Source organism: Mesorhizobium sp. M0894 (assembly GCF_040319725.1).
In the GTDB taxonomy this organism is placed as follows: Bacteria; Pseudomonadota; Alphaproteobacteria; order Rhizobiales; family Rhizobiaceae; genus Mesorhizobium.
In genome coordinates, this window is record NZ_JAMYOG010000023.1 from 23,353 (window position 1) to 41,111 (window position 17,759).

A 17,759-nucleotide genomic window follows, 5' to 3' on the forward strand; every position below is an offset into this window, starting at 1 on the left:
GGAGAAGGTGGATCGGCGCAAAGCGCCGAAACGGATGAGGGGTGTTGGGCGGAGTGCCGTCGGTGCCATCTGGAACACCCCTTATCCGTCGCCTTCGGCGACACCTTCTCCCACAAGGGGAGAAGGAAGAACCAGGCTCAGCCGCCCGCCTTGACCTTCTCGAACATCTTGGCGAGTTCATCATTCTGTTTCATCGGCCCGGTGAAGATGGTGGTCTTCAGCATCACTTCCGGATCGGACGGTAGCTGCAATTTCTCCAGCTCCTCCTTCGGCACGGCAGCGAAAGCCGAGCTGGTCGAGCTGCCATAGCCATAGGCCTGGATCAGGTATTTGCCCGAGTCCGTTTCCAGCCGGCTGTTGATGAAGTCATAGGCGAGGTCGACGTTCTTTGCATCCTTGAGCATGACGAAACCGCAAGCCCAGGTCAGCATGCCTTCCTTCGGCTTCATGAACTCGACAGGCACGCCTTGCTTCTTCAGCGACGTGGCCGAGGCATTCCAGGTCATGGCGGCGACCAACTGGCCGCTCGCCAGCGCCTGTTCAACCGATGTCATGTCGGTGGTGTAGTTCGAGAGCAGCGGGCGCTGCTCGCGCAGTTTCTCCGCAACCTTGTCCATCTGTTCCGCCGTCATGTCGAATGGATTGACGCCGGCAAGAAGGGCCGCCACCACCGGCGTGTCGTGGACGGCATCGATGGTCGCCATGCGCCCGGCATATTGCTTGTCCCAGAGCAGGCTCCAGCTCGCTTCCGGGTTCTTCACCAGATCGGTGCGGTAGAGAATCGAGGTGTTGCCCCAGTCCCACGGCACCATCCAGACCTTGCCGTCGCCGGCCTGCAGGTCGGGCAGGTTCTTGAAGACGGGGAAGATCGAATCCCAGTTCTTGATGCGCTTGGTGTCGATCGGCTGCAGCAGGCCTTCCTTGTTCCAGCGCGCCACCTTGTCATAGCAGGGATGCGCGACATCGGGGCGGAAGCCGGCCTTGACCTTGGTGAACGCGTCATCGTCGTCGCCGAACATCGAGGCTTCGACACCATCCGGGTGCGCGGCGAGGAAGCTCTTGTTGAAGTCGGGCAGATCATAGCCCGACCAGGTGAAATACTGCAGCTTGTCGCCGGCAAAGGCGACAGTCGACGCAAGCGCCAGTGCGAAGGCGGCCAGTCCGGTTTTCGCTGCCTTTGTCGTTATCGATTTCAGGTCGAATGCCATTGCAGTTCTCCTCTTTCGGTTTCTTCTGGTTTTGACAGGCTGGCGGTCGCTGGCCGCTGAGCGGCGGCAAGCCCGCGATGGCGCAGGATTTCGGCGAGTGCGGCGGTGACGAAGGACACGGCCAAGATCGCCGTGCCCAGCGCCATGACGGTCGGCAGCGATTTCGGGAAGCGCAGCTGACTCCAGATATAAAGCGGCAGCGTCGGCTCGGTACCGGCAAGGAAGAAGGCGACGATGAACTCGTCGAACGAGGTCAGGAAGGCCAGCATGAACGCCGAGATAATGGCGGGCAGGCTGAGTGGCAGCATCACCCGCCTGAAGGTCGTCCAGTCGGAGGCGCCGAGGTCGAGCGCTGCCTCACGGATGGTCTTCGGGATGGCGGCGAAGCGGCTGCGCATGACCACCACCGTCGCCGGCAGCGCCACCAATATGTGGCCGAGCACAATGGCAATGCGCGACGGCCCAAAGCCGGCGAGGTTGACCAGGATGAGCAGCGATATGCCGACGATGACGCCTGGGATCAGGATCGGCAGCCGCGCTATGGCACTGATGGTGGCGGCCAGCGGCGAGCGTCCGTAGAGGTCCATATAGGACACCGTGATGCCACAGAGCGTGGCGCCGGTGGCGGCAATGGCGCCGATGACGAGGCTGTTGGCGAGCGCACCGGACAGCGCCGAATTGCCTAACAGCGTGCCGTACCATTCAAGCGTAAAGCCTTGCAGGGGAAATGCCGCCTGGACGGAATTGTTGAAGGAAAACAGCGGGATCAGCAATATCGGCAAATACAGGAACACCAGATAGGCAAGGACATAGGCACCGAGCCAGCCGCCGCCCTGCCTTGCATCGATACGCGCTGTGTTCATGTGCGGCTGCCGTATCGGCGGTCGGCGAAGCGCACCACCAGCACCACGGCGAGAATGACAAGCATGACGGCGACGGCGAGTGCGGCGCCGAACGGCCAGTCATTGGCCTTGCCGAACTCGGCCTGGATCAGTGTGCCGATCATCGTGCTGGCAGGGCCGCCGACCAGCGCCGGGGTGACGTAGTCGCCGACGGTCGGCACAAAAACGACGAGGGCCGCAGCCAGCACGCCAGGCATCGAATTGGGCAGCACGACGCGGCGGAAGCTGGTGAACGGTTTTGCGCCGAGATCGGAAGCGGCTTCGAGCAGCGATTTCGGGATCGTGTCCAGCGCCACGTAGATGGGCAGGATAGCGAATGGCGCATAAGCGTGGGCGAGCGTGACGACGACTGCTGCCGGCGTATTCAAGAACGCCAATGTCGGCTCCGACCAGATGCCGCTTTCAATCAGCGCCGAGTTCAGCACGCCATTATAGGCAAGCACGATCTTCCAGGCGAAGACGCGCAGGAGATAGCTGGTCCAGAACGGCAGGGTCAGCAGGAACAGCAGCAGCCCACGCCGCCGCCCGGCATGGAAAGCCAGATAATAGGCGACGGGATAGGCGGTGACGACGGTTGCGAGCGTGACCAGGCCGGCGATGCCCAGCGAGCGCAGGGTCACCGTCCAGTACAGTGGATCGGTGGCCACAGTGACGAAATTCGCAAGGGTAAAACCAGCCCCCAGCAGCGAGCCGTCATTGCCGCGGAAGGCAAGGAAGAACACCAAGCCAAGGGCGAAAAGGATCAGCAGAAAGGTGACCAGCCCGCCGGGCAGCAGCATAGCGAAACGGAAGCCTGGCGAAGACCGGGTTTCCGGCAGCGGCTGCGTTGCGGCAATGGTCGACATTGACTGTCCGTCGAAATTTGAAATCGACTAAGCTTTTTTCATATTGGTGAAACTGTCAAGCTGTTTCACGCTTGGGAATGAAAGTCAGCGTTCGAACGCGTCCAGCATCCGGTACCAGGCGATGGTCGCGGCAACGCCGACCTGCCGAAACGCGTGAAAAGGGATCGGCCGGATCGGCGATATCGGGAACGGCAATTGCCTGGTGTCGCCGCTCGACAGATAGGAGGCGATGCGCTCGCCAAGCGCGGTCATCAGGCCGATGCCGCGGCCCTGGCAGCCGACGACCGCCAGGAGAGCCTTCTCTGGCTCGTGGATATGCGGGAGATGGTCCGGCGTCATTGCCACCCTGCCGAACCACCGCTTTTCAATGGCAATGTCTGACAGCGCCGGATAAAGCCGCAGCAGAGCGCGTTCAAGATGCGCCCAGTCGGCCGGGCCGTTCGGCAAAGCCATGCGGCCGCGCCCGCCGAGCACCAGCCGGCCGTCGGCACTCTTGCGGTAATAGACGAGGATGCGGCGCGAATCCGAAACCGCCTGCCCTTCCGGCAGGATCGCCGCAGCGAGATTGGACGATAGCGGCGCTGTCGCGATCTGGAAGGAATGCAGCGGAACGATCGTCTCGGCGAGGCCGGGGAGCAGGCCGCCGGTATAAGCGTTGGTCGCCAGAACGACCACCTTGGCCTTCAGTTCGGCGCCGCTTTCCGCCGAAACGTGCCAAATGCCAGCATCCTTGCTGATCTGCATCACGTTCTGGCGTTCGGCGATCTTCACGCCCGCCGCGGCAGCGACGCGCGCCAGTTCCGACGTGTAGGCGAGCGGATCGATGACACCGGCGCGGCGATCGAGCCAGCCGCCGAGATAGCCTTGCGCGCCGGTCATCGTCGCAATCTCCGTCGCGCTCAGCAGCCGGACATCGGCGCCGCGGGCGCGCCACTGCCGATCCCGGTTTGCCGCCGCTTTTAGCGCGGTCCCGGTATGCGCCGCCTGGATCCAGCCATTACGGACGAACGGCACCGCCAGTCCTTCGTCGCGGATCAATTCGAAGACGGTGTCAGCGGTCGAGGCGGCAAAGTTGACGAGCGCTTCGCCGCGCTCCAGACCAAAATGCTCCAGCAGCCAGTCCGGATCGTATTTCAGGCCGGGAATGACCTGACCGCCGTTCAGGCCGGATGCGCCATTGCCGATTTCGCCGGCGTCCAGCACCTGGACGGCAAGACCGAGCCGGGCGGCGTGCAAGGCCGTCGACAGCCCCATGATGCCGCCGCCGACGATGACGACATCGACGCGTCGGCCGGCTGGAAAAAGCGACTGGAACGCGGTTGCTGTCCGCGGCTTTTGCCAGATTGGATCGGAAAACCGTAAGCGCAAGCGTCACCTGGAGATTTCAGTAAGTGAAAACCCTAGCGACGATTTCATTATTTTGAAAGAGCGTTTTCCATGGCCATTGGCGCACGTCAGGCTCGATCAAGGTCCAGCGATGCGAAGACCGCTGGAAAGAATTGACAAAGCTCACCCTGGAAGCGGGATAGACGTTTGGCGGGAATTTGTTGAAAGTGCCGCGGCCCAAGGACAAGACAACAGGAAACGTAAGTCATGACGAACGCCACACATTTGCCCGCCGAGGGCCTCTTCGTAGGCCGCGCCCGGACGAGCGATGCTTCCCATCCGCTGGTGGTCACGGTGCGCGACGGCACGGTCTTCGACATCACGTCAAATGTGGCACCGACCGTACGCGACATTTGCGAATTGCCGGATCCGTCAGGACACGTCCGCTCGGCCAAGGGGCGGCCGATCGGTCCGCTCGAAGCCATTGCCGCCAACAGTTTCGAGACAGCGCGCGATCCGGGAACGCCGTACCTACTGTCCCCCGTCGACCTGCAGGCGATCAAGGCGTCTGGCGTTACCTTTGTCGTCAGCCTGCTCGAGCGCGTCATCGAGGAACAGGCGCGCGGCTCGGCGGAGAAGGCGGACGCCATTCGAGCCGACATCGCCGGGCTGATCGGCCACGATCTGTCGAAGCTCAAACCCGGCTCGCCGGAAGCGATGGAGATCAAGGCCAAGCTGATCGCGCGCGGCGCCTGGTCGCAATATCTGGAAGTCGGCATCGGGCCCGATGCCGAGATCTTCACCAAATGCCAGCCGATGGCCTCGGTCGGCTTCGGCGCCGATGTTGGCCTGCATCCGGTTTCGACATGGAACAATCCGGAGCCGGAGATCGCCATGATTGCCGCCAGCAGCGGCAGGATTGTCGGGGCGACGATCGGCAACGACGTCAATCTGCGCGACGTCGAGGGACGCTCGGCGCTCCTGCTCGGCAAAGCCAAGGACAACAACGCTTCGGCAGCACTTGGCCCCTTTATCCGGCTGTTCGACGAGACATTTTCCATCGGCGACGTGAAGAAGGCGGTCGTACGGCTGAAGGTCGAGGGCGAGGACGGGTTCTCGCTGGAGGGCGCCAGTTCGATGGCCGAGATCAGCCGTTCGCCGGAAGAGCTGGTCGCCGCCGCGATGGGGCCGCACCACCAATACCCGGACGGGCTCGCGCTCTATCTCGGCACGATGTTCGTGCCGTCGAAGGATCGCGGCGAAAAAGGCAAGGGTTTTACCCACAAGGTCGGCGACATCGTCACCATCTCGTCGGAGAAGTTCGGCGCCTTGGTCAACCGCGTGCGGCTGTCACCCGACTGCCCGCACTGGACCTATGGCGCCAGCCATCTGATGCGCGACCTCGCCAGAGCCGACCTGATCTGAATAGAGACGATCCAATTCGGCAGTAACCAGGCCGTGAACCGCCTCTATTTCGGGACGGGCAAGCAGGAGCCGCCGAGGATCAGATGGGTCGGAAAGGCGATGCGTTGCGCCGGCCGCTCGCGCTGGCCGCCGAGCCGCTCCAGCAGAAGCTGTGCTGCGGTGCGGCCGATCTCCTCGACGGCCCGGTCGATGAGCGTGATCGGGCCGGGATAAAGCAGCGCGACGTGCGACCTGTCGCAGCCGATCAGCGAGATATCGGCCGGGACCGAAACGCCTTGCTGCTGGATGGCGCGCAGCACGCCGACCAGAATGCGGTTGCCGGCGGCGATGATGGCGGTTGGACGCTCCTTCATCTGGAACAGGGCGGTGGCCTCGCGGAAACCGAAGTCCACCGAGAGGCTTTGCGAGCGGATCAGGTCCTGCGGCACCGGCAGGCCGCTGCGCTGGAACGCCTCGACGAAGCCGCGCACCCCGTTCACGGCCCGGCCTGATGTCGCTGCCGGCCGTGATGATGGCAATGCGACGGTGCCCGAGTTCGATCAGATAGCTTGTCGCCTGCCGTAACCCGGTGGCGTGCTCGGTCAGCACCGCGTCGATCTCGAGCGGAATGTCGCGATCGAGCAGTACTGATGGAATCCGCAACTCCTTCAAGCGCTTGATGGTGCGCGCATCCTGTTCGTTGTTGATGGTCATGATCATGCCGTCGGCCCGCCCATGCTGCAGCATGTCGATCGCCGCCGCCTCCTCGGTGGCGCGGCCGTTGGTGCTCATCAGGTAAAGCGAATAGCCGCGCTGGCGCATTTTCGCGTCCACCGCCTTGAAGCAACTGGCATGCCAGGGATTGGCAATGTCGTCGATGACGAAACCAACCGTCATGGTGTTTCGACGGCGCATGTTCTGGGCGCGAATCGGGCTGGAAGCCGAGCGACTGGATTGCCGCGCGTACCTTCCCCAACGTCTCCGGCCTGACAGTCTCAGGCGCGTTCAAGCTCCGTGAAACGGTTCCGACGGACACGCCGGAAACGCGCGCCACGTCGCGTATTGTCGCCGCCAGAATCCGGGTTTTCCATGTCGCGAAACTGAAAATCGAACGCGACATGATGAATGCTGGCGACTTCCGCGTCTCGCCGCTGGAAGTCGAGGCAGCGCTTGCGCCCTGCCCCGGCGTCGCCGAGATCGCCGTTGCCGAACACCGGTTGCGCGACGATGTCTCGGTCATCGCGGCCTATGTCGTGCGCAAGGCAGGCGTCAGCGTCAGCGCCGAAGATATCGTCGCCCTGGCGGGGCAAAGGCTCGCCGCCTACAAACGGCCGAAACAGGTGTTCTTCGTGCCGAGCCTGCCGCGCAGCGCCAACGGCAAATTGCTGCGCCGAAATCTCGCGCCGGACTGAAGTGGTTCAGGTCTTCTGCGTCGGCTTCTTTGCGGCTCCCCGACCCCCAGCGAAGCGGGCGAGCACCGCCTCGGTATCGGCGTCGAACGGACGGCCCTGATGACGCAGGCGGCCGGGTGTCTTCGACATGCCGGCAACGACATTCTGCATCACCACGCCGTCCACTTCGGCGATCATACCGCGGGCGCGGAAATGCTCGTCGTCAAAGATGTCCTTCATGTCAAGGACCTTGGCGATTGCCGCATCGACGCGGCGGAACTCGCGCAGCACCTCCTCGGATGGCCGGCCGGCGACCCAGGCGGCGACATAGGCCTCCAATGCCTCGCGGTTCTGGCTGCGGGCCTGGAAGCCGGCAAAGCGGGGATCGTCACCGTGACCGATCAAGGCCAGGACGCGGCGGGCGACGGAATCGGACGAGCTCGAAATCGCCACCCACACGCCATCGGCGCAGCGATAGGTGCCGCGCGGGACGGTGTAGGGGATGCCGGAGCCGAGCCGCGGCTGCAGATAGCCGAGATGGGCATAGGCGGACGGTAACGGCCCCATGATCTGGAACATCGAGTTGAGCAGATTGACGTCGACTGTCTGGCCTTCGCCTGTCCGCTCGGCATGACGCAGCGCCGCCAGTGCCGCAAAGGCGCCGACAAGGGCGGTGACTTCGTCGGTCATGGCGATCGGCGGCAGCAGCGGCGGGCCCCCGGCCTCGCCGAGGAGCCCGGAAAACCCACTCATCGCCTCGGCAATCGTGGCGAAGCCCGGATGCATGGCATAGGGACCATCCTGGCCGAAACCGGTGATGCGCAGGATCACCAGCCTGGGATTGCGGCGCAGCAGTTCGTCCGGCGCAAAACCCAGCGCCTCGAGCTTGCCCGGCCGCATGTTCTCGATCAGTACGTTGGCGTCGAGCAGCAGCGACCAGAGATTTTCCTTGCCGGTATCGGTCTTGAGGTCGAGCGCAATGACCTGCTTGTTGCGGTTGACCAGTTTCCAGAAATAGGAATCCGTTTCCCCCGGACCGGTCCACCCCATGCGGCGGGTCGGGTCGCCACCCGGCCCCTCGACCTTGATGACCTCCGCGCCGAAATCAGCAAGATAACGGCCGGCACCCGGCCCGGCTACGACGGTGGCCAGCTCGATGACGCGGACGCCGTCGAGCGGCCCCGACGCTTCGGCCTTCGGCACGGTCTTGGTCGCTGGCGGAGCCGGCTTGTCCATCACGCGTCCTTCCCGGGGCGCAGCGGCAGCAGGACCGAGCGCGTGAATGTGCAGACTTTGAGCCGGTCCTGGTTGAACCCATCCGTGCGAACGGTCAAAACCCCCTCGCCCTGCCTGGAGGCGGATGGACGCTGCGCCAGTATTTCGGTCTCGCCATAGAGCGTATCGCCATGGAACAACGGAGCGAGATGGCGCAGCTCGCTAAGGCCGAGATTGGCGACCGCGCGTCCGGAAATGTCGGGTACGCTCATGCCGAGAAGCAGCGAGTAGACATAGGTGCCGACGACGACATTGCGGCCTTGCGCCATTTCGGTCTCGGCGAAATGGCGGTCGATGTGGAGCGGGCTGGCCGCCATGGTCAGCAGGCAAAAGAGGTGGTCATCGGCCTCGGTAACGGTCTTGCCCGGCCAGTGCTTGAACACGTCGCCGATCTCGTAGTCGTCGAGATACGAGCCAAACCTTTCGTCGCGGGCCGAATGAACCCTCGGCATGTCAGACCTCGAGCACCAGGGTCGGGGCGCCGGTCCTCACGTCATCGCCGACAGCGATCAATATCTCGATGACGGTTCCGGCGAAGGGTGCGGGAACTTCGACCTGGGTTTTGTCGGTCTCCACCGTGAAGAGGGTTTGCCCCTCGGTGATCTTGGCACCGATGCTGGCCTGGATTTCGCTGATGACGACTTCATCGACGGCATCGCCGACCTTGGGCATCTTGAGTGTGGAACGCATCGTCAGTTCTCCGTCCGCAAGGCGAGGGTTGAAGGAAGTCCGCCGGCTGGCAGCCAGGCTTCGCGGCGGATGGGCGCTTGAAAACACCCACTTCTTCGTTGCCAGACGACAAGACCCCCGCCAAGATCGAGCGCAAAGACTTCGGTGAAATTCGAGGCGGCACGCGTTCTCATCACAGCGCCTTGCCCGTGGTGCCGTCGAAGAGATGCGCGCGGCTACCATCGATGACGAGTTCCAGCATCGTGTCGCGGCGCGGCACCTTGTCGGCGCTGACGCGAAGCACGATCAGGCGGGCATCCCGGCGCACCAGCTCGGCCGGATCGGCGGGAGTGCCGATCGAATAATCATCAGCGGTGCGGATGACGACCTGGGGATTGGCTGGAGCCACCGCGATGAAGGATTCAGGTTCGAGCTGTTCGACCAGCTCGACACGGCCGGCCAGACAGCTTGCTGCCCCCCCGCTGGCCGAAGCTTCGCCTGCAGGCCGCCATGACAGGTGCTCCGGCCGGAGGCCGACCAGCAATGTTCTGCCGGCCGGGAGGTCGTGGGCATCCGACTTCGGTGTCACAACCAGCCGACCGTCGCCGATGGACACGACCATCTTGCCGCGCCCGGCATCGACTACAGTTGCCTCAAGGAAATTCATCGCCGGGCTGCCGATGAAACCGGCAACGAAAATGTTGGACGGCGCGTGATAGAGCGCGTGCGGCGTGTCGTACTGCTGCAGCGCGCCGCGCGAAAAGACGGCGACGCGGCTGCCGAGCGTCATCGCTTCGACCTGGTCGTGGGTGACATGGATTGTGGTGACGCCGAGCCGCACATGCAGGCGGCTGAGCTCGGCGCGTAGCTGGACGCGCAATTTCGCGTCAAGATTGGAGAGCGGCTCGTCGAGCAAAAAGGCCTCCGGATCGCGCACAATGGCGCGGCCCATGGCGACACGCTGCCGCTGGCCGCCGGAGAGCTCGCGCGGCTTACGGTCAAGCAGATCGGCGAGGTCGAGAATTCGCGCCGCTTCGCTGACGCGGCGGTCGATCTCGGCCTTGGCAAATTTACGCAACTGCAGCGCGAAGGCGATGTTCTCGCGCACCGTCATTTGCGGATAGAGCGCATAGTTCTGGAAGACCATGGCAATGTCGCGATCGCGCGGCGACACCTCGTTCATCACCTTGCCATTGATGCTGATCTTGCCGGTGGTGATGGATTCCAGCCCAGCGATCATGCGCAACAATGTCGACTTGCCGCAGCCGGACGGGCCGACGAAGACGACGAACTCGCCGTCCTCGACCTCAAGGTCGACGCCATGGACCGCCGAAACGGCGCCATAGAGCTTGCCGACCTTCTGCAGGCTGATCGATCCCATCAACACCCTTCCCTGCGCAACGGCCTGCAAGCAGCCAGGCGCGGGCGATGCAGGAGCGCATTTCGCACCGTTGGCGACTGCCGACAAAAGCGGTCCCGCACCAGAAATTGTGGCGCGAGACTAGGCAATTCGAGAATCTATGTCAATCGTTTGACCAGACCAGATCAATCGGTTGACCAAACCGCCTCGCGGGGCTATGGTTGCTCCGCTTTCCCGGGTCGGCCGGGGTCCTTGGGAGGGGATGGAATGCCTGGTCCTTCAACTATCGTCGATATCAGCGTCGCCGCCATACAGGGCCAATTGCCGGCGCCGGTGATCTTTGGCGACTGGGTGATGAAGCAAAGGGAATTCGTGGTCGTGCGGCTGCGCACGCAGTCCGGCCATGAGGGCTGGTCGTTCACGCTGACGCGGGATGGCGCCTGCGCCGAGCAGATCCGCAAGAGCATCGCCCCAGTTTATATCGGTACCGACGTTGGCGACCGCGTGAAGACCTTCAAGACAGCCAAGGGGCGCAGCTACGGTTCGCACAGCGCCGGTGTCGGCTTGCGCGCGCTGTCGCAGGTCGACCTCGCCGCATGGGACGCGGCAGCAAAGATAGCCGACAAGTCGATCGCCGAATTCCTCGGCGGAACAACCGCGCCAATGCCGGCAACCGCGATCGTCGGCTACCCGCCGGCGCTGATGAACCCGCAGCAGATCGGCGAGCAGGTGAAAGGGCTCAATGCCGCGGGCTGGCGCCGGTTCAAGGCGCCAATGGGCGTCACGCTGGATGAATCCGAAGCGCGGCTGCGCGCCGCGCGCAGGAACGCGCCGGACGCCTGGCTCGGCACCGATCTGGTCTGGATGTTCTCGGACGTCGACGCGGCTGCCGCCTATGCCAACCGCCTCGCCGATCTCAATATGGGCTGCATCGAAGACATCTTCCCGCCGGGAAACGCCAGGAAGCTCGCCGAGCTGCGCAAACGCGTGCCGATGCCGATCTGGCAAGGCGACGAACAGGGCGGCTCTTACTATCCCGAAGCGCTGATCATGGCCGGCTCCGTCGACCGCGTGCGCGTCGACCTGACCTGCATGGGTGGGATTACCGGCGGCCGCGCCATTATCGACGAGTGCCTTGCCGCGGGCGTCGATTTCGGTCCGCACATGTTCGCGCATGTGCACAGCCAGGTGTTCAGCGCCTGGGGCTTTTCCGACAAGCCGGTCGAATGGGGCGTGCCGTGGAGCGGCGTCGACCCCTATGCGGACAGCCTGGTGCAACCGGAAATCATCAAGGGCGGGCTGATGAAGCCGCTTCCTGCCAAACCCGGCTTCGGCGACATGCTCAACCGGGAATGGGCGCTGAGCCAGCCGCACCAGGATCCCGACCACATTCTCGACTGACCAAAGCCGCCGCGGAGCGGCCTAGACACGGGCATAGCGATGACCGACGACCAGACCGTTCCCGCCAATTATGCAGCGGGCCTCTTCGACCTCTCCGGCCGCGTCGCCGTCGTGACCGGCGGCGGCAGCGGACTGGGTGCCGCGATCGCGATCGGCTACGCGCAATTGGGCGTCACCGTCATCGTTGCCGACATCAACATGGCCGGCGCCGAAGCGACGCGCGCAACGATCGCCGAACAGGGTGGCAAAGCGGAGGTCGCCAGCCTCGATGTCACCAAGCGCGACCAGTGCTTCGCCTTGGCCGAGGCGGTCAAGCGCGACCACGGCCATATCGACATACTGGTCAACAGCGCCGGCTCGGCCTTCCGCAGCCCGGCCGAGGAGTTCCCCGAGGACAAATTCAACTTCATCCTCGACCTCAACCTGAAGGGCACGTATTTCTGCTGCCAGGCCTTTGGCGGAGTGATGCTCGGCCAGAACAAGGGCTCGATCATCAACATCGCCTCGATCGGCTCGTTCAAAGCCTATCCCTGGGCGAGCGCCTATCTCGCGTCGAAGGGCGGCGTCCTGCAGGTCACCCGCGCACTGGCGCTCGAGTGGCGCGACCGCGGCGTCAGGGTCAACGGCATCGGGCCGACACTGATGGAATCGCCGCTGACCAGGGCGGCGGGAGCGACAAGCTCGATCACCGCCGATTTCATCAAGGCGCGCATGCCGCGGCCGCGACTCGGCTTGCCGCGCGAACTGATCGGCACGGCGGTGTTCCTCGCCAGCGACGCCTCGGAACTGGTCACCGGCCATGTCGTCATGTGCGACGACGGCTATCTGAACGCCTGACCAAAGGAGCGCAGACGGAATGGCCAGGATCACGAAAGCCCATCACACCGGCTTCACCGTGCGGTCGCTCGACCGCTCGATCGCGTTCTATCGCGACGTGCTCGGATTCGAGCTGGCGTTCCAATGGAACCCGCGTGCGCCCTATATCGGCGAATTGGTCGGCTATCCGGAAGTCGACCTGCACAGCGCCATCCTGCGCCTGCCCGGTACCGACGTCTGCCTCGAGCTTCTGGAATACCGCAATGTCGAGCAGATTCCCGTCGACATGCATAACGGCAATGTCGGCAATGGCCACATCGCCTTCAACGTCGATGACCTCATGTCGTTCTACGAAAAACTGACGGCGATGGGCGTCAAATCCGTGTCGCCGCCGGTGACACCGACGATCGGGCCGAACAAGGGCGGCAAGGCGGTTTACATGATCGACCCGGACGGCTTCCGCGTCGAGCTCATCGAAAGTGCCCAAGCCTTCGGCAGCTACAAACCGGAATGACGCCAGTGCCGATAAAAACGTTCCAAATTTCTTCCGCTGCGATAATTTCGCCGACGCTATCGACGATCCGGGCAGTGCATTGGGAGGTCTGAACCTTGGCTAAGATCTGGATACGGCAAGCGGTTCTGCGGGCACTTGACGACGCGATGACGGATGACCCCAGCGTCATCGTCATGGGTGAAGACATCGCCGCCGCCGGCGGTCCGTTCAAGGTGACCGAGGGGCTGCTTGCCACGCATGGCCCCGAACGGGTGATCGACACACCGATTTCGGAAATGGCGTTCATGGGTGCCGCGGTCGGTGCTGCCGTCTGCGGCCTGAAGCCGGTGGTCGAGATGATGTTCATCGAATTCATCGGCGTCGCGCTCGACCAGTTGACGACGCAGGCGGCAACGATGCGCTATCTGTCGCGCGGCCGGCTGACGACGCCGCTCGTCGTGCGCGCGTCAGCCGGCGCCGGCCAGGGGTTTGGCTGCCAGCATTCGCAGATGCTCGACCACTGGTTCCGCGGCACGCCCGGCCTCAAGGTCGCGGTGACCAGCAATGCGCGCACGACCTATGGCCTGCTGCGGTCGGCGATCGAAGATCCGGATCCGGTGGTGGTGCTCGAACCGCGCGTGCTTTACGCCGAGCGCGAGGAATACGAATTCGACCGCAACTACCGCATTCCGCTCGGCCAGGCCGAGATCGCGCGGCCCGGCAGCGACGTGACGCTCGTCACCTGCGGCGCGATGCGGCGGGTGGCGCTCGCGGCAGCGGAAACCAGCCACGCCAATATCGAGGTCGTCGACCTTCTGACGCTGTGGCCATGGGACCGCCGGACCGTTGCCGAATCGGTTGTGCGCACAGGCCGCCTGGTGACGCTCGAAGAGGCGCCGGCCGGCAGCGGCTGGGGCGGCGATGTCGTCTCGTCGATCGCCATCGAAGCGTTCGGCCGGCTGAAGGCGCCGCCGCATCGTATCACGCTTCCCGAAGCGCCCGTACCTTATAGCGGCGCGCTCGAAGCCCGTTTCCTGCCGAGCCCGGCCTATGTGGCCGAGCAGATCGCAACGCTTGTCTCGACCAACAAGCCACCCCTTCCGTGGTGGAGGAACGCAGCATGACGCTCTCCAATTCGAATGTGCCGATCGTGCGGCGCGAGGCCTTGAAGAACAGGCTGGAGCAGCTCACGCGCATGGTCGAGATTCGCGCGGTCGAGGAGCGCATCCAGAAACTCTTCGCCGAAGGGCACGTCCGCGGCAGCACGCATCTTGCCAGCGGACAGGAGGCCGTCTCGGTCGGCATCGCGCGCTCGATCGATCCCGACGACATCGTCACCTGCACCTATCGCGGCCATGGCCATGCATTGGCGCTCGGCGTGTCGCCAACGGCGGTCATCGGCGAGATCTGCGGCCGCGTCATCGGTTGCGCCGGTGGCCTCGGCGGTTCCATGCATCTGGTCGAGCCGGAGGTCGGGCTGCTGCCGACCGCCGCCATCGTCGGCGCCGGCCTGCCGATCGCCTGCGGCGCGGCGATGGCGGCTCGCGCCCGCGGCAAGGACCGCATCGCCGTATCCATTTTCGGCGACGGCTCGGCCAATATCGGCGCCTTCCACGAGTCGCTCAATTTCGCGGCGATCCGCAAGCTGCCGGTGGTCTTCGTCTGCGAGAACAATCTCTACGGCGAATACACCCGTATCCAGCTGTCGACGCCGGTCGAGGACATCGCCATACGTGCCGCGAGCTACAACATGCCGGGCGTCGTCGCCGACGGGCAGGATGTCGACAAGGTGGCGGAGGCGATGGCGACCGCCGTCGCCCGCGCCCGCCGCGGCGGAGGGCCGACACTGATCGAAATGAAGACCTATCGCTATTCCGGCCATTCACGTTCGGACCCGGCGACCTATCGGCCGGCCGGCGAGCTCGATGCCTGGCTGAAGCGTGACCCTATCGACATCCTGGCAGAGCGGCTGGCCGGCGAAAAAATATTGGCGCCGGGCGGTCTCGACCAGCTTAAGGCCGACATAAGCGATGCCGTGGAGCGGGCGACAATGGAGGTGCTGGACTCACCGGCGCCGGATCTCGGCGAAATCCTGTCGCATGTCGGCGCCCATTCGGCTGGAGGGGACCAGAGATGGAATTTCTGGTCGAAATAGAGGTCAATTTCCCGCCCGACGGCGACCCCCGGCAAAAGGCGGAGCTGATCGCGGCAGAAGGCCGTCGCGCCAAGGAATTGGCCGCAGCCGGCATCGTGCGCCGGCTGTGGCGTCAGCCGGGCCGATGGGCGAATTTCGGCATCTGGGAGGCGCCCGACGCGACCGCGCTGCATGAGGCGATCGCGTCGCTGCCGTTCTACCCCTGGCTGAAGGTGGTGGTGCGGCCGCTGGCAGCGCATCCTTCTGATCCGGGCCGAAGCTGACGAAGGATCAGCAGCGTGAGCACGTCTCCACCCGCAATAGGCATCGACGGTCCGTTCTACGAGGATCTCCGCATCGGCGACCGCTTCGACGGAGCGCCGGTGATGCGGCTGAGCGACGGCCTTGCCGCTGCCCACCATACAATCGTCGGCGGCAGGCTGAGGCTGGCCTTCGATGCGGCACTGTCGGCATCCGTGACCGGACTAAAGCAGCCTTTTGCCGCGCCGGCGCTGGTCTGGGACGTGGCGATCGGCCAGTCGACGCTGGTGACGCAGCGGGCGATCGCCAACCTCTTCTACCGCGGTCTGATCTTTCGCCGGGCGCCGGCGATCGGCGACAGTTTGAAGACCGTTACCACCATCATCGGGCTGCGGTCCGCCGCCGCCAGGCCGGGGCGTGCGTCGCGCGGCCTGGTCACCGTGCGGATCGCCACCAGCGATCAGGAGGACCGACCGGTACTCGATTTCTGCCGGTGCGCGCTACTACCGGCCAGACAGGCAGGGGATGGTGCCGCGCAGGGCGAAACCGATCCGCCGCGATCCGAGTTCACGGGAGCGCCGGCGGCCATCGGCGGATGGAACCTCGACGCTTACCGCAAGGCGGTGCCTGGCCCGCATTTCAACGATCTCAGCGCCGGCACCATCCATCGCCTTGCCGGCGGCGATGTGGTGAGCAGCGCGCCGGAGCTGGCGCGGCTGACGATGAACCTGGCGACGATCCACCATGACCGCACCCAGACGGGGCAGCGCCTCGTCTATGGCGGCCATACGATCGGGCTGGCAGCGGCACAGTTGACCCGTGCACTGCCGTCGCTGGTAACCATTTTGGGCTGGCAGGACTGCGATCATCTGGGGCCGGTGCACGAGGGCGACACGCTGCACTCCGAAATCGGCATCGGGCACTGCGAGCCTCTGCCCGGCGGCGGTGGGCTGGTGCATTTGCGCTCACTGGTGCGGGCGACCGCTTCCGATGGCGGGATTTCCGACGTGCTCGACTGGCGATCAGTGGGGCTGTTCGCATGAGCGGCGGCATTCTCGCCGGCCTTAGCATCGTCGAGGGCTCGGCCTTCGTGGCGGCACCGCTTGGCGGCATGACGCTGGCACAATTGGGGGCCGACGTGATCCGCTACGACCAGATCGGCGGTGGGCTCGACCATGGCCGGTGGCCAGTGGCGGACAACGGCCAGAGCCTGTTCTGGGCCGGCATGAACAAGGGCAAGCGTTCGATCCAGATCAACCTGCAGTCGCCCGAAGGGCAGGACGTCGTGGCCAGTCTGATCGCGAGACCGGGGCCGGGCAACGGCATCTTCCTGACCAATTTTGCGGCGCGCGGCGCCCTCTCCTACGAGGCCCTGAAGCACCGGCGCAACGACGTCATCATGATCGCGCTGACCGGCAACAATGATGGAACCAGCGAGGTCGACTATACCGTCAACGCGGCAACCGGCTTTGCCGAAATCACCGGCGCGCGCGGCGCCACGGAGCCTACCAATAGCGTGCTGCCGGCCTGGGACATCGCGATGGGCGAGATGGCGGCGGTGGGCGTGCTTGCCGCCGACCGCCACCGCAGCCGCACCGGCAACGGGTCATTGGTGAAACTGGCGCTATCGGACGTAGCGCTGGCCATGACCGGCAATCTCGGTCGGCTGGCGCAGGCCGAACTTGGAGGCAGTGCCGAAAAGGACGGCAACTATCTCTATGGTGCGTTCGGGCGGGATTTCCTCACCGCCGACGACCGCCGCGTCATGGTGATGGCGCTGACCGGCCGGCAATGGGCCGTACTGCTGCAGGCGACCGGGCTGGACACGGCAAAGCTCGCGGCAACAAGCGGCGCCGACCTCGACAGCGAAGGCGGGCGCTATGCGGCGCGCGAGGCGATCGCCGCCCTACTGGCGCCGTGGTTTTCGGCACGGAGCTTCGCCGACGTGCGGCGCATCTTCACGGCATCCGGCGTCTCGTGGGGGCCTTACCAGACATTCCGGCAATTGTTGGTCGAGGATCCGCGCTGCTCGACGGACAACCCGATGTTCGCAAAGGTCGATCACCCCGGTCTCGGATCGCTGCTGACGCCGACTTCGCCACTGGATTTCTCCTCGGTGGAACGGCTTCCTGCAGCCCGCGCGCCCGTACTTGGCGAGCACACCGACGAGATCCTGACCGAACTGGGGTTGAGCGACGGCGAGATCGGAAGCCTGCACGACCGCGGCATCGTCGCCGGTCCGGCGACGGCTTGAGCCGCGAAGGCTTTAGCGCA

19 protein-coding genes and 2 pseudogenes are annotated in these 17,759 nt (G+C 64.6%); 10 read left to right on the forward strand and 11 right to left on the reverse strand.

What is annotated here, in order from left to right:
* Nucleotides 1-137 precede the first annotated feature (137 nt).
* The 4 genes from NKH91_RS28665 to NKH91_RS28680 form a co-directional block, all read right to left on the reverse strand.
* Entirely contained in the window at nucleotides 138-1,208 is a 1,071-nt protein-coding gene (locus NKH91_RS28665; RefSeq protein WP_352885492.1) for an ABC transporter substrate-binding protein, read from the reverse strand.
* Nucleotides 1,193-2,071 carry an ABC transporter permease gene (locus tag NKH91_RS28670; protein WP_023716833.1) on the reverse strand — a complete coding sequence of 293 codons (879 nt, stop codon included), beginning with the start codon at nucleotides 2,069-2,071 and terminating at the stop codon, nucleotides 1,193-1,195. The genes NKH91_RS28665 and NKH91_RS28670 overlap by 16 nt, the downstream gene beginning before the upstream one ends.
* Complete coding sequence (locus tag NKH91_RS28675; RefSeq protein WP_352564767.1) at nucleotides 2,068-2,955, reverse strand: ABC transporter permease; 888 nt, start codon at nucleotides 2,953-2,955, stop codon at nucleotides 2,068-2,070. The genes NKH91_RS28670 and NKH91_RS28675 overlap by 4 nt, the downstream gene beginning before the upstream one ends.
* 84 nt (nucleotides 2,956-3,039) lie before the next feature.
* Complete coding sequence (locus NKH91_RS28680; RefSeq protein ID WP_352885491.1) at nucleotides 3,040-4,323, reverse strand: NAD(P)/FAD-dependent oxidoreductase; 1,284 nt, start codon at nucleotides 4,321-4,323, stop codon at nucleotides 3,040-3,042.
* A gap of 225 nt (nucleotides 4,324-4,548) precedes the next feature.
* On the opposite strand from NKH91_RS28680, the gene NKH91_RS28685 reads away from it, so the two are divergent.
* Complete coding sequence (locus NKH91_RS28685; protein WP_352885490.1) at nucleotides 4,549-5,706, forward strand: fumarylacetoacetate hydrolase family protein; 1,158 nt, start codon at nucleotides 4,549-4,551, stop codon at nucleotides 5,704-5,706.
* A 44-nt stretch (nucleotides 5,707-5,750) separates the two neighbouring features.
* Here NKH91_RS28685 and NKH91_RS28690 read toward each other — a convergent pair whose 3' ends face one another.
* The 3 genes and pseudogenes from NKH91_RS28690 to NKH91_RS28700 all read right to left on the reverse strand — a co-directional run.
* On the reverse strand, nucleotides 5,751-6,185 hold the full coding sequence (locus NKH91_RS28690) for a substrate-binding domain-containing protein (RefSeq protein WP_352885489.1): 435 nt from the start codon (nucleotides 6,183-6,185) through the stop codon (nucleotides 5,751-5,753).
* A gap of 37 nt (nucleotides 6,186-6,222) precedes the next feature.
* Nucleotides 6,223-6,600, reverse strand: a pseudogene (locus tag NKH91_RS28695) (type 1 periplasmic-binding domain-containing protein); the annotation flags it as partial.
* A 25-nt stretch (nucleotides 6,601-6,625) separates the two neighbouring features.
* Nucleotides 6,626-6,805: pseudogene (locus tag NKH91_RS28700) on the reverse strand (LacI family DNA-binding transcriptional regulator); the annotation flags it as partial.
* Between NKH91_RS28700 and NKH91_RS28705 the strand changes: the two are divergent.
* Nucleotides 6,804-7,097 (forward strand): AMP-binding enzyme, encoded by a 294-nt coding sequence (locus NKH91_RS28705; RefSeq protein WP_352885488.1) that lies wholly within the window; start codon nucleotides 6,804-6,806, stop codon nucleotides 7,095-7,097. The pseudogene NKH91_RS28700 and the gene NKH91_RS28705 sit on opposite strands and share 2 nt — an antisense overlap.
* 6 nt (nucleotides 7,098-7,103) lie before the next feature.
* Here NKH91_RS28705 and NKH91_RS28710 read toward each other — a convergent pair whose 3' ends face one another.
* The 4 genes from NKH91_RS28710 to NKH91_RS28725 all read right to left on the reverse strand — a co-directional run bounded on the left by NKH91_RS28710 (nucleotide 7,104) and on the right by NKH91_RS28725 (nucleotide 10,401).
* Entirely contained in the window at nucleotides 7,104-8,312 is a 1,209-nt protein-coding gene (locus NKH91_RS28710) for a CaiB/BaiF CoA transferase family protein (RefSeq protein WP_352588938.1), read from the reverse strand.
* Complete coding sequence (locus NKH91_RS28715; protein ID WP_023716825.1) at nucleotides 8,312-8,803, reverse strand: MaoC family dehydratase; 492 nt, start codon at nucleotides 8,801-8,803, stop codon at nucleotides 8,312-8,314. Before NKH91_RS28715 ends, NKH91_RS28710 begins: the two co-directional genes overlap by 1 nt.
* A 1-nt stretch (nucleotide 8,804) precedes the next feature.
* Nucleotides 8,805-9,041 carry a biotin/lipoyl-containing protein gene (locus tag NKH91_RS28720; protein ID WP_023716824.1) on the reverse strand — a complete coding sequence of 79 codons (237 nt, stop codon included), beginning with the start codon at nucleotides 9,039-9,041 and terminating at the stop codon, nucleotides 8,805-8,807.
* Nucleotides 9,042-9,213: 172 nt separating this feature from the next.
* A complete protein-coding gene (locus NKH91_RS28725) occupies nucleotides 9,214-10,401 on the reverse strand; it encodes an ABC transporter ATP-binding protein (protein WP_352484087.1) in 1,188 nt (395 codons plus the stop codon).
* Nucleotides 10,402-10,647: 246 nt separating this feature from the next.
* Between NKH91_RS28725 and NKH91_RS28730 the strand changes: the two genes are divergently transcribed.
* From NKH91_RS28730 to NKH91_RS28765, 8 genes are all read left to right on the forward strand, one after another.
* Nucleotides 10,648-11,781, forward strand: a complete 1,134-nt coding sequence (locus NKH91_RS28730; RefSeq protein ID WP_352885487.1) for an enolase C-terminal domain-like protein — start codon at nucleotides 10,648-10,650, stop codon at nucleotides 11,779-11,781.
* A 39-nt stretch (nucleotides 11,782-11,820) separates the two neighbouring features.
* Nucleotides 11,821-12,618: an SDR family NAD(P)-dependent oxidoreductase gene (locus tag NKH91_RS28735; RefSeq protein WP_352845953.1), complete on the forward strand. Its 798-nt coding sequence runs from the start codon at nucleotides 11,821-11,823 to the stop codon at nucleotides 12,616-12,618.
* Between the two features lie 19 nt (nucleotides 12,619-12,637).
* Nucleotides 12,638-13,111, forward strand: coding sequence for a VOC family protein (locus tag NKH91_RS28740; protein WP_023716820.1), 474 nt, complete (start codon nucleotides 12,638-12,640; stop codon nucleotides 13,109-13,111).
* Between the two features lie 95 nt (nucleotides 13,112-13,206).
* Entirely contained in the window at nucleotides 13,207-14,214 is a 1,008-nt protein-coding gene (locus NKH91_RS28745; RefSeq protein WP_023716819.1) for an alpha-ketoacid dehydrogenase subunit beta, read from the forward strand.
* A complete protein-coding gene (locus NKH91_RS28750) occupies nucleotides 14,211-15,245 on the forward strand; it encodes a thiamine pyrophosphate-dependent dehydrogenase E1 component subunit alpha (RefSeq protein ID WP_084642367.1) in 1,035 nt (344 codons plus the stop codon). The genes NKH91_RS28745 and NKH91_RS28750 overlap by 4 nt, the downstream gene beginning before the upstream one ends.
* Nucleotides 15,224-15,508: a muconolactone Delta-isomerase family protein gene (locus NKH91_RS28755; RefSeq protein ID WP_023716817.1), complete on the forward strand. Its 285-nt coding sequence runs from the start codon at nucleotides 15,224-15,226 to the stop codon at nucleotides 15,506-15,508. The genes NKH91_RS28750 and NKH91_RS28755 overlap by 22 nt, the downstream gene beginning before the upstream one ends.
* Before the next feature lie 15 nt (nucleotides 15,509-15,523).
* Nucleotides 15,524-16,528 (forward strand): MaoC family dehydratase, encoded by a 1,005-nt coding sequence (locus tag NKH91_RS28760; RefSeq protein WP_352885546.1) that lies wholly within the window; start codon nucleotides 15,524-15,526, stop codon nucleotides 16,526-16,528.
* The gene (locus NKH91_RS28765) at nucleotides 16,525-17,739 is read left to right on the forward strand and encodes a CoA transferase (protein ID WP_352885545.1); all 1,215 of its coding nucleotides are present in this window, start codon (nucleotides 16,525-16,527) and stop codon (nucleotides 17,737-17,739) included. Before NKH91_RS28760 ends, NKH91_RS28765 begins: the two co-directional genes overlap by 4 nt.
* Nucleotides 17,740-17,759 lie beyond the last annotated feature (20 nt).